Annotated in this window: 8 protein-coding genes; all 8 read right to left on the bottom strand. The window is 68.8% G+C overall.

Annotated elements, in window-relative coordinates; genetic code table 11:
* Positions 1-7: 7 nt before the first annotated feature.
* From G6N66_RS00490 to eccA, 8 genes are read right to left on the bottom strand one after another with little or no spacing between them, the layout of a single operon-like run.
* On the bottom strand, positions 8-868 hold the full coding sequence (locus G6N66_RS00490) for an ESX secretion-associated protein EspG (protein ID WP_085231740.1): 861 nt from the start codon (positions 866-868) through the stop codon (positions 8-10).
* Positions 869-889: 21 nt separating this feature from the next.
* Positions 890-1,180 (bottom strand): WXG100 family type VII secretion target, encoded by a 291-nt coding sequence (locus G6N66_RS00485; protein WP_085231741.1) that lies wholly within the window; start codon positions 1,178-1,180, stop codon positions 890-892.
* 28 nt (positions 1,181-1,208) lie between these two features.
* Positions 1,209-1,502, bottom strand: coding sequence for a WXG100 family type VII secretion target (locus tag G6N66_RS00480; RefSeq protein ID WP_085231742.1), 294 nt, complete (start codon positions 1,500-1,502; stop codon positions 1,209-1,211).
* 57 nt (positions 1,503-1,559) lie between these two features.
* Positions 1,560-3,077, bottom strand: coding sequence for a PPE family protein (locus tag G6N66_RS00475; RefSeq protein ID WP_085231743.1), 1,518 nt, complete (start codon positions 3,075-3,077; stop codon positions 1,560-1,562).
* 2 nt (positions 3,078-3,079) lie between these two features.
* Positions 3,080-3,388 carry a PE family protein gene (locus G6N66_RS00470; protein ID WP_085231744.1) on the bottom strand — a complete coding sequence of 103 codons (309 nt, stop codon included), beginning with the start codon at positions 3,386-3,388 and terminating at the stop codon, positions 3,080-3,082.
* A gap of 5 nt (positions 3,389-3,393) precedes the next feature.
* Positions 3,394-7,392: a type VII secretion protein EccCa gene (gene eccCa / locus G6N66_RS00465; protein ID WP_085231745.1), complete on the bottom strand. Its 3,999-nt coding sequence runs from the start codon at positions 7,390-7,392 to the stop codon at positions 3,394-3,396.
* Entirely contained in the window at positions 7,389-8,996 is a 1,608-nt protein-coding gene (gene eccB / locus G6N66_RS00460; RefSeq protein WP_085231746.1) for a type VII secretion protein EccB, read from the bottom strand. The genes eccCa and eccB overlap by 4 nt, the downstream gene beginning before the upstream one ends.
* Positions 8,993-10,855, bottom strand: a complete 1,863-nt coding sequence (eccA, locus tag G6N66_RS00455; RefSeq protein WP_085231747.1) for a type VII secretion AAA-ATPase EccA — start codon at positions 10,853-10,855, stop codon at positions 8,993-8,995. Before eccA ends, eccB begins: the two co-directional genes overlap by 4 nt.
* Positions 10,856-10,953 lie beyond the last annotated feature (98 nt).

Genomic DNA, 10,953 nt, shown 5'->3' with positions numbered 1-10,953 from the left:
GGTTCTGTTACATCGTTTGGGCAGAAAAGTCTCGAACCAGCCGATGGTCCGAGAACCATTGGCCGTCGGGCAAATTGGCGGTTAGCTGCTCGACCGCGACGGCGATGGCGAAGGGCGTGCCGGGACTGAACGTCGAGACCCACTCGCCGTCGAACGCGCACGACGGGCTGACCAGTACCCGCCCCGCGGTGGTGTCGACGATGCTCATCCCCACCTCGGTGGTGGCGTGCTGCCCGTCGCGGTGGCAGCCGGCGACGATCTCGACGTAGCTGCGCGGACCGTTGAACACCGACTCCACCACCGGTCGCGCAGATGCCGGGATCCCCAGGTAATCAAGGACTTCGGGGAGCGGCGTGCCGCCGCGGAGCCGCTCGTCGGCTCTGGCACCGACCCGCGTCGGCATGCTGAACTCGTCAAACTTCGCCGGCGGCCGCTGGGCAAGCCCGACACAGAGGACGGGGACGAGTGCCCGGGCATCGTCGACATCGATTGCGGTGAACGTGATCAGCTGCGCGCTGCGCAGCGCGACGACCGTTTTGCCATCACGCTGGGCAACGATGCCGCGCAGCAGCTCGCCGGAGCCGGTGGCCGAATTGGGGCCCAAGTAGCGTAGGTCCAGCCACCGGTCCGGGAAGCACACCGTTTTGATCCAGCCCGCAACGGCCGGGTTGATCACCCCACCATCGGACAACACGCCCATCCGGGTCAGGTCGGCCCGCTGTTGCGCGAAGAACGCGTCCCGCTGCGCCGCATCGCAGTAGGGCGGGGTGATCGCCAATACCCACGGGAAGCTGCCTGCCCCAGTGGTTTCGGCGATGAACCACGCGTGATCGACCGTCAGCTCGACGGCGTTTGGTTGCGTGTCCATCTACGGTCGTCTAGGCACTAACTAGCCGCCCCATTTGGCGGCTTCGGCCGTGTCGCGGGCGTACATCGCCAGCGTGTTGGCCTCGTGAGTGCTGGCCATCGACTGATACGCGCGCACCAGCTGTTCCATGGCCTCGTTCCACTGGCCCTGCCAGACCTGATAGGTCATGCCGGTGTCACCTTGCCAGGCATTGGACAGCGCGGCCTGTTCGCTGGCGATATCAGCGCCCAGCCCCTGCAGCGTGCCGGCGTAGCCCGACATGTCCCCGGCGTGCCCGAGCATCGCCGGGTAGTTGTACATAATCTGCGACATCACAAGTCCTTTCGCGGAAGTGCTCGGGTCAGAAGCCGGTGTAGGTGGACGCGGCGGCGGCGTCGGCGGCCGCGTACGTGCCGGCGGCGTCGCCGAGGTTGGCCTGGGCGATATCCAGCAGCGCGTTGACCCGTGCCGCTACCTCGACGAAGCGGGCATGCGCGGCCTGGAAGGCCGCGGACGACTCGCCGACGTGAAATCCCTGCGCCGACATTGCTTCCTGCTCGGCCTGGCTGATCGTGCTGCGCATCAACGCCGCCTTGGCGGAAAACGCCGACTGCGCGGCCACCAGTTGCGGGATGTGAGCGTCTAGAAGACTCATAATATGTTCTCTCCCTTCGAATTTCGATCACTCACGTGCATGTTGCGAACTCTCTTGTTAACCGTCCGCACCCCCTCTCCCCGACTCCCAAGTGTGTGGCACCATCGGCATTAGCGGCCCACCGCCGAACTCGTCGCCGGCCAGCATGGTCAACCCCGCGGCCTGCGCCACCGATTCGTTGTGCGCCGTTCCGGCGAAGCCCAGGGGACCGGCCCCCTGATCGGAGGCCTGGGCGCCGAAATCGGGAACGACGCCCTGCCCGTTCATGTCGGAGTCCATGTCCGCGAATTCGTCGGCGTGATCGTGTAGCGCGGCCCGCCGGCGCCGCTGCGCGCGGGCCCGCGCACTGGTTGCGATCGCCGAGCCGGATGCCGGGATGCTCGCCGCGGGCGCCTTGGCGCCACTGCGCCCACCGAGCGTCGGGCCGAAGCTCGGACCCCAATCATCAATGCCGGCCACCGCATACAGGAAGCCCGGTGGCGCCGGAGCGGCCAGCGCCGTCCCGACGGGAGCGCTTGCCGTCGGCGCCGGGGATGCTGGCGCGGTCGTGGGAGTCGGCGTGGGCGAGGTGAAAGTGGCGGCGGGCCAGCCGTGCTGCTCGACACCGGGCGCGACCGCCGCCGGCGTGAAATCGAAGTCGGGAACGTCCAGTTGCACGAGTCCGAGCAGGCCCAACATCGCGGTCGCGGAGGCAACCAACGCCGGCGCCCACAGCGGCGAGCTCAGGATGACCCCCCAGGTGCCCCACCCGACCGGCTCCCAAAACGCCTGATACGCAAGGTTGAACAGCAAGGGCCCCCAGGTGACCAGGGCTTGCGCCGGGTTGGTCGCGAAGTCGGTGATCATCTGCTGGATCTCGGCGCCCGGGTTGGTCAGAAAGTTCCAGATCGCGTCCCCGTCGGGCAGCGACTTCACGTAGGCCTCCAGCGCCTGGACGATGGCGTTCGAGCTGTCCAGTGAGGAGCCCGAATTGGCGGCCGGCGCCGCCGCGCCGGTTTGGGCGGCATTGGCCGTCGCGGCGGCCTCGCCGGCGCCCGGTGTCAGCACGACCGGGGCCGCGGTGGTGCGCGGCGCCGACGCCAGCGCCGCACCCGCTACCGATTGATAAAGACCCATCGTCGTCGCGGCCTGCACCCACATCCGCACATAGTCGGCCTCGTTGAGGGCGATCGGAATGGTGTTTATGCCAAAGAAATTCGTCGCCACCAACACACCGTGGATGACGTGGTTGGCCGTCAGCTCCACCAAGGTCGGCATTGCCGCCAGGGCGGCCGTGTACGCCGCCGCGGCGGCCTCGTGCTGGGCCGCCACTCCGGCGCTGTTGGCGCTGCCCTGCTGCAGCCACGCCACGTACGGCGCGTGCGCGGCCACATACCGCTCCGCGCTCGGGCCTTGCCACGCCCCGGCCTGCACCGCTCCCAAGAGCCCACTGAGTTCGGCTGCGGCCGCGGCGTATTCGGCACTGAGCGAGCTCCAGGCCCCGGCGGCCGCATACAGCGGCCCCGGTCCCGGACCGGCGCTCAGCGACGCCGAATGCACTTCCGGCGGCGAAGCCATCCACAGGGGGGCACTCATCGTTAGCCGGCTGCGATCCCATAGGTCGCGGCGGCCGCGGCGTCGCCGGCCAGATAGCTGGCACCAGACTCGCCCACGCCAACGCCCGCACGGCCCAGCTCCTCAACGCCCTGGGCGGCCACGGCGGCGTGCTCCTGGCCCTGGGCGCTGAACCCGGCGGCCGTCTGCAGCGAAACCGGATCCGCCGCCGGCGGGATCACCGCCGTAATGAGCGGGGCCGCGGCCGCGTGCGCGGCGGCCAGCCGTGCCGTCAGCGCCTCCACCGCCGCACTGGTGGCGGCCAGGCCCTCGGGAACCACTCGCAGCGTCATGACAACTACCCCTCCTGTTGCGTTTCATTGCGTTCTGAAGCCATCGCCGCCGCATCGGCGAGCGGGTTGACCAACTGGACATACGTCGGACTGTCGCTGTCGTCCAACAGAATCGCCCGGCCGGCGGGCAGCCGACCGAATCGTTGACCGCGGATCTTGCCGCTGTCGGCCGCGTTGCCCGACAACATCAGCGCGGTGGCTTGCAAGTCGCTGAACCGGCGCAGCAACGTGCTGGTCATCAGCGAATGCCCGGACCCGCTGGCACGGGCCGTCACGATCACCCGCAGCCCCAGATCGCTTGCCTGCGACAGCAATCCGAGGATCGGCGCCCACGGGCGCTGCCCGATGTACGGCCCGCTGGTGGCCGGGGAATCCGGTATCTGGTCGACGTCGTCGATGATCAGGTAGTGGATGTGGCCCTCAAAGGTCCACCGGGACAGCGCGGCCGGCAACAAGCCCGCCGGTGGGCGCCGCGCCTCGATGATGTTGGCCAGCCCGAGCATCGCCGGCATGATGCGGTCGATGTTGGGGGTGTATTCGTTGTCGGGGAACAGCGGCTCGTCGACGAGGTGCAGCCGGCGATCGAGCACGGTGAATGCCACCTGGTCGGGCGACGAGTTTTCCCGAATGGTGCGGATGATGTGACGCAGCAGCGTGGTCTTGCCCGACTTGCTGTCGCCGAACACCATCAACAACGGGTGCTCGGCGAAGTCGTGGACGACCGGCGCCAGGTCCTCTTCGCGCTGGCCGATGACCACTCGCTCGGGACCCCGATAGAGTGCCCCCACCGCGGCCGGCGGGAGGTTGGTGGGCAGCAACCGCACCGGCGGCGCGCTCACCCCGGGGTGGCGTGCGTTGATCGCGGCGATCTGGTCCAACTGCGGAGCCGCGAACAGGAAATGCTCGGCGGCCATGGTCAATCCGCGGCCCGGCTGGTCGTGCGGGACGGCCTCGGCCGGGCGGCGCAGGGCGCCGACCACGCGCACGTTGCTGTCCCGCGCGTCGTGCAGTCGCAGCTCGAGCCGGAGCCCCAGGCCGTCGCGCATCGCCAGCGGCACCTCTAGCCAGCTCGGGGTCGTGATGATCACGTGGATGCCGTACGCGAGGCCGACGTTGACCAGTTCGGTCACCTTGGCCAGCAAGGGGTTACGAGTGTTGAACTGATCGGTGTTGTCGCGGCCGAAGGCGTAGAGGTTGTCGATGACCAGGAACACCTCGCCGAAGCCGTCATCGGGGGCCGTCGCGTGGCCGTTGCCCGCGTGGTCGGCGAACCGGTCCCGGAAGGTCTCGCGCTGCCGGCGCGACAACAGCAGTTGCTCCAACTCGCCGAAGGTGCGACGAATGCGTTCGGGTTCCAGCGCGGACGCGACGCTGCCGACGTGCGCCAGATCTTGAAGCGCGCGCAGCTGTCCACCGCCGTAGTCCAGGCAGTAGAACGTGACGTCGCGCGGCGAGTGCAGGCTGGCCGCCGACAGGATAAATGTCTGCAGCGCGGTCGATTTGCCCGACTTGGCGCCGCCGTGGATCACCATGTTTCCCGACGAGGACGACGCGTCGAACACCAGCGGGTCGCGGCGCATCTCGAATGGCTTGTCGATCTCGCCGAGCGGCCAGCGCCAATGCCGTTGTGGTATCGCCGCGCGGGCCAGCACCGTGGTCAGCGGGATCGGTTCGTCGAGCGGCGGCAGCCACAGCTGCGGCGCTTGTGGTCCGTAGCGAGCCAGCTGTTCGCCGATGGTTGCGATCAGCTTGCGCGGCGGACCGGCGGATTCGTCGTCCGCGCCGTCGGATATCACGGTGCCCTGCTCCGCCTCTACCGCCGCGGCGGTGAACAGCTTCGGCTCCGGAATGGATTGCACGACCAGGGTTTTGGCTACCTGCGGCGGCTCGTAGATGCCGTCGACATAGGTGCTGCGGAACTTGATCGGCGTCGCGCCCGGGGCGGGCACCAAGAAGCCCACGCCCTTGTGTTCCTTGCCCGATTCGATGTGGTAGGCGTCCTCCACGCCGATGATCTGGCGGGACACGCTGGGGCTGGCCACCTTCAACCCGATCCGGTAGGAAGTGTTCTTGTCGATGTCTTTGATCTTGCCGACATCCAGGGTCTGGGACGCGAACAGGATGTGGATGCGGAACGAGCGGCCCTTGCGTGCCACGTAGTCGAACAGCTCGGCGTACTCCGGGTGATCGGCAAGCATCAGGGTGAACTCGTCGGCCACCACGAACAGGGTCGGGATGGGCGGCAGGTCATGTCCGGCCTCGATCGCGCTCTCGTACTCGGTCACCGAGTTGAACGCGCTGCCCTGAATCTTGCGGCCGGCCTCCCGCAGCAGCACCTCGCGGCGGGCCACCTCGCCGCGCAGGGTGTCGGCGAACCGGTCGGCCAGCGACTTCTTCTCGGCCATGTTCGAGATCACCGCGACGACCTGTGGGAAGTTGCGGAAGCTGTCGGCGCCGGCCTCCCCCTTGAAGTCGGCGTAGATCACGATCAGGCGGTCCGCCGAGTGAGTCGTCAACAGCGACAACAGGATCGACATCAGGGTTTGCGACTTGCCCGAACCGGTCATGCCGATCATCAGGCCGTGCGGACCCATCCCGCCCTCGGCCTCGTCCTTGAGGTCGAACATCAGCGGCTCACCGGTCGCGGTGACACCGATCGGCACGCGCAGTTCGTCGTCGCGGCGACGCGGGGCCCACAGCGCCGGCACGTCCAGTTGGGATGCGTCGCTGATGCCCAGCAACGCGGGGAACGTGGCACCGCGGGTGGCCTCCGAACGCAGGCCGGCGTGGGTCGGGTTGGAGTCCCACCGCGACAGCCGGCGGGCCAGGTGCGCGGCCTCGTCGGCGCCGAGCCCATCGGCGGCGTCGATGTAGGGCAGCCAGCCGCCCGTCTGCCAGCGTTGGATCGCCCCGCGCGCGATCCGCAGGATCGGCTTCTCCGGGTCCGAATACTGTTCGCGGTGCGGCTCGGTGGTGGAGCAGTGCACGACCGTTACGCCGGCCCGGCCCATCGCGAGGGTGGAGGCGTCGAGCTCGTAATCGGGATCGTCGACGACGATCAGCAAGTGCCGCAACGCATCCGCCGTTTCCCCGGTGAACGCCGGACGGTCTTGCAGCGCCGGCCCCAACATTTCGACGAGCTCGTCGGGGTCGCTGGTCAGGTAGCGGGCCGGACCGACGCCGTCGACCTGGCCGGGAATGTCGGTGTGCGGCAACCACTTCAGCCACGACCAGTCCCGGTCCTCCAGATCGCGAGCCGCCAGCGCCACCCCGAGCACGGTCGGGTCGTGCCAGGTCACTGCCTGCGCGATCCAGGCGCGCAACGCCGCGCGTACCTCGGCCGGCTCACCCAGGACGGTGATGCGGGACACCTTGGTCACATCGATTCCGGTCGGCACGTCGCGAACGGTGCGCTGGGTGTCGAGCAGGCTGCGTAACGCGCTGTGCGACACCGGTTCCAGATCGATCTCGTCGGCGGTGTCGTTGACCCGCAACGCGGTGGCCAACGGCACATGGTGGCGGCCGGCGCGCAACACCAGGAAGTCCGCGTCGTGCGGGTCACGTTCCCACTGGCGCCGCGATCCGGGTACCGACACCAGCGTCGCCGGGTCCGGGTGGGACCACTGCGCGGCGGCCCGCTGTTCGGCGGCCTGGGTCCGGATGTTGTCGCGGACCACCGACAGGTAGCGCAGGTAGTCGGCCCGTTCGGCATCGACCTCTTCGGTGCGCATCTTGTTGTCGTTGCCGCGGTACAGGGCGGTCGCCGCCAGCAACAACACGAACGGGAAGAACAACGTCTGCGGGGAGATCACCCGCATCCCGGTGGCAACCAACGCGACGATCATGCCGACGATCAGAATGACGATCAGGTAGGGCATCGCGCGCCGCAGCAGCGACGGCGGGATCACGCGGGGCAGCTCCGGCGGCGCCTCGATGGTGATGGTGCCCTTGCGGGTGCTCGGTGGCGGAACCCGCCGACGGGCTTCGAAGATCAGCCGGCTCATCGGGCTCCTCCCTCGGCCGAAACGGGACGGGCCGGCCGGGTGTCGGGCGGCAAACCGTCGTGTGCCAGCAGCGCGTCGGCGCGCGACAGCGTCGGGCCGGTGGCGAACAACGTGAGCATCGACCACGGCACGGCAACCGCGGGCGCCTTCAAGCCAAGGGCCTCAAGGGTTTTCCCGTGCGCGTCGGCCTCGGTGTCGATGCCGTAGCGCACCCCGGTGTCGGACACCCAGAACAGCGACCCGGCGGCCGGTGCGGACGGACCGCCGCCCACGCTCTGGGCGAAGTAGCCAGTCCCCGGCGCCAACGCGACGCGGGTCGCGCCATTGGCCGAGCCGACCAGGTCCAGGGTGCGCACCCCCTGGGGCACCGGCAGCGCCGAGCCGGACAGCAGGCTCAGGGTGCTGCTGGCGGCTCCGGCCGGCTTGCGCCAGTACGCGCAGGTGACCGGATCGCGGGCCGCATCGACGAGGCGGACCTGCTGGCCCGGGTAACGCGCGTTGTCCAGCAGCCGCGACACCGGCAGTTTCGCGACCTCGTCGGCGCCCAGCCGCGGCGGTTGTTGCAGGCCATAGGAATTCGTGTTGCGCAGGATCGCGGCCAGCACCGGCGAGATGGGTTGCAGGCCGTCCGGTAACACGGCGTAGTACCGCACGGTGTCGCCCGACGCCTTGTCCCGCGGCGCGTTGGCTTCCGGTAAGCCGTACGACACCACCACCGCGCCGATCGGGGCGGGAACCGAAAAGCCCGCGGGGGCACCGGCGTTCGGGATCACCGGTGCCGTCAACGACTGAGCCTCGGGTATCGCGTTGAACAGGCCCGGCGCGATGGGCCGCGCCGCGGGCACCTCGGAGCCCAGGCCGAGGGCGCTGGTCACGGCGTGATCGGCCAGGTCGATCTGGCTCCGCTTGCCGTCCCAGAGCAACCACGTGCCGGCCCCGCTATCGACCAGGATCGCGCGCTCGGGGTCGAGGGCAGTCGCCCGCGCCCCGCCGGTGTCGAGCGGTCCGGCGATGACGGTGACACCGGTGCTGTGCGCCCCGCGGCCACCATTTTGAGGGATACCGCTGACGCCGTCGCAGGCCGTCCAGTTCGCGTCGCGTGAGGTGTTTTGCACCATCCGTTCCGGTGCGCCCGGGATGCCGATCAGATTGCCACGCGGAAAGCGGTCCAGCTCACTGCTTTTCACGGTGGTGGGGTTGGCTGGCTGGCCGACGATCAGCCGGGCCGACGTGAGGTTGAGCACCGGATGCAGTTCGTCCCCGACTCGCACATACAGCGCGGCGGTCGACCGATCGGCCAGGATCGAGTTGTTGCCGGCCGACCCACTGGGCCGGATGAGCGAGAACACGAAGCAGCCCGCCAAGCCGGTGACCGCAAGGAGCACGCCCATCAACACCGCGCGCGACTGAGTCCGCAACGGGTCGACCAGCATTCGGGTGTCGTGCAGGGCGATGCCGGAGGCGATGCGGCGCATCACGAACCGCCACCCGGTCACCTGGTGCCGGGTGACGAAGCCGCGGCGGTACACGACCTTGTCGGGGTTGTCGTTGACCGGGGTGCGTGACGCGAACGAACGCCGTTGATCCTGCTCCGGGCTCGTCATGCCTGCTCCACCAGACCAAGACCTTGCAGCAGCGGCTCGACCGAGTTGCCGACGTCACTGGCATTGATCGTCATCAGTTCCTCGTCGGTGAATTCGCCGGTTTCGGCGTGTTCGGAGTGATCCAATCTGAATTCGCGTTCCTCTTCGGACTTTTCGACGACGTTGCGGACGAACCGGCCGTTGCCGGCGATGTCCAGGCCGCGCCGTTCCACCCCGTTCGCGTCGGGCTTGGACGTCGCGGCCAGATGCGTGAACAACGCTTCCAAATCGCGCAGGGCGGCCGGGTCGAAGACGCTGTCGCGCTTGGCGGCCATGAAGTTCGCGATCTCGATCAACTCGGCCGGCTTGTACGACGGGAAGTCGATGCTGCGGGTGAATCGCGACCGCAGACCCTGGTTGGTGTCCAGGAAGCGGTCCAGGTCGGCCCGGTATCCGGCGATGATGACGACCAGCCGATCGCGGTCGTTTTCCATCCGCGCCAGCAGGGTGTCGATCGCGACGAGTCCGAAGTCGTTCTTGGCGCCGGTCGCCACCAGCGCGTAGGCCTCGTCGAGGAACAGCACGCCGTCGAGCGCGCTGTCGATGATCGCGTTGGTCTTGGCCTCGGTCTCCCCGATGTGCTGGCCGATCAGGTCGGCGCGGTGCACCTCGCGGATGTTCTCCTTCTTCAAAAGGCCTAGGCCGCAATAGATCTTGGCGATGACGCGGGCGATGGTGGTCTTGCCGGTCCCGGGCGGGCCGGTGAAGACCAGGTGGTGGGTGCGTTGCGCCACCTCGAGTCCGCGCTGCTTTCGCACCAGTTCCATCGCCACCGCGCTCTTCAGCCGCGCCACCTGGTCCTTGACCTTGTCCAGGCCGATGAACTCGTCCAGCTCTCGCTCGGCCTCGGCCAGCAGCGCGCGCTTGCGCTCCTGTGCCCCGGGGTCGACGAATTCGCCTGGGCTGGGCTCGGTTTCGGGATCCCACGGGTCGGTGCGCGCCGCGATGCGGTCGGCGGTGGTGGTGACCAGCCCGACGCTGGTGTCCAACAGCGCGTGCTCGACCTCCTCGTTTTCCGGGTTGGCCGCGTAGAGATCCTGCAGCACCTCTTCGGCGCTTTCCTCGTCGACGTGCGCGCGCAGGACGAGGGCCTTGGCCAGCGCGCCGTCCACGGCGGCGACCGCGACCGGGCCGTCGGGCTCCTCCAGATACGACAGCGCCGGGGCGAACATGCCCAGGCGAGCCAGCGCGATGCCCAACGTGATCTTGGCGGCGTGGGTGAAGGCTTCGTCGAGGTCGGGGTCGTTGACGATCGGGGTCAGCAGCTTGACGACGTCCGACCAGCGCTGCGCGCGATAGTTGACGACGACGGCGAGCCAGCGGGCCTCGCGCCAGCTCGGGCGGCGCGCCCTGATGCCCGACACCAATTGGTCGGCTTGGGCGAAGGCCTCAGGTCCCCCTGCCGTAGCCAGCGCCGCCGCGTAGGCGAGGTGGAAGTCGTCCGGGCCGGTGGCGCGAAAGCGGAGATAGAGCCCGGTGTCGTAGCGGAATCCGAGGGCCTCGGGCGCGATTTCCACCCGACGTTGCAGCGTGCCCGCGGTGGCCGCCGTGCGCGACGCCGCTTCCAGCACGGGAGTGGACAGATCGCCGGCGGCGGCCAGCCCGGTCCACGCGTCGCACTGGTCATAGGCGATGCGGGTAAGCGCGGCGAAACCCGAACGGGCGGCGGCCAGGTCGGCCGGACGCTGGCGGTCGTAGACGACTATGCCGAGAGCGCGGCAGCAGGTGGCGAACCGGCTGACGACGTCGCCGTCGACCCTGCCGTCCGGGTGGGGCGCGCGTGGTTGTGCTGCGAGCATGCTGGTGTCACCGCGTTCCACTGCTGCGAAGTCTCCCGTACATAGTGTCCCCTAACCTAACCCGCTGAAGTTAGCATTGCCTAAGCTCAATGTCGAGGCGCCCCCGACAGCGCTGATCA

The sequence above is a fragment of the Mycobacterium conspicuum genome (assembly GCF_010730195.1).
Taxonomy (GTDB): domain Bacteria; phylum Actinomycetota; class Actinomycetes; order Mycobacteriales; family Mycobacteriaceae; genus Mycobacterium; species Mycobacterium conspicuum.
Note: the sequence above shows the minus strand (reverse complement) of the source record. Positions and strands in the feature narration are given on the sequence as shown.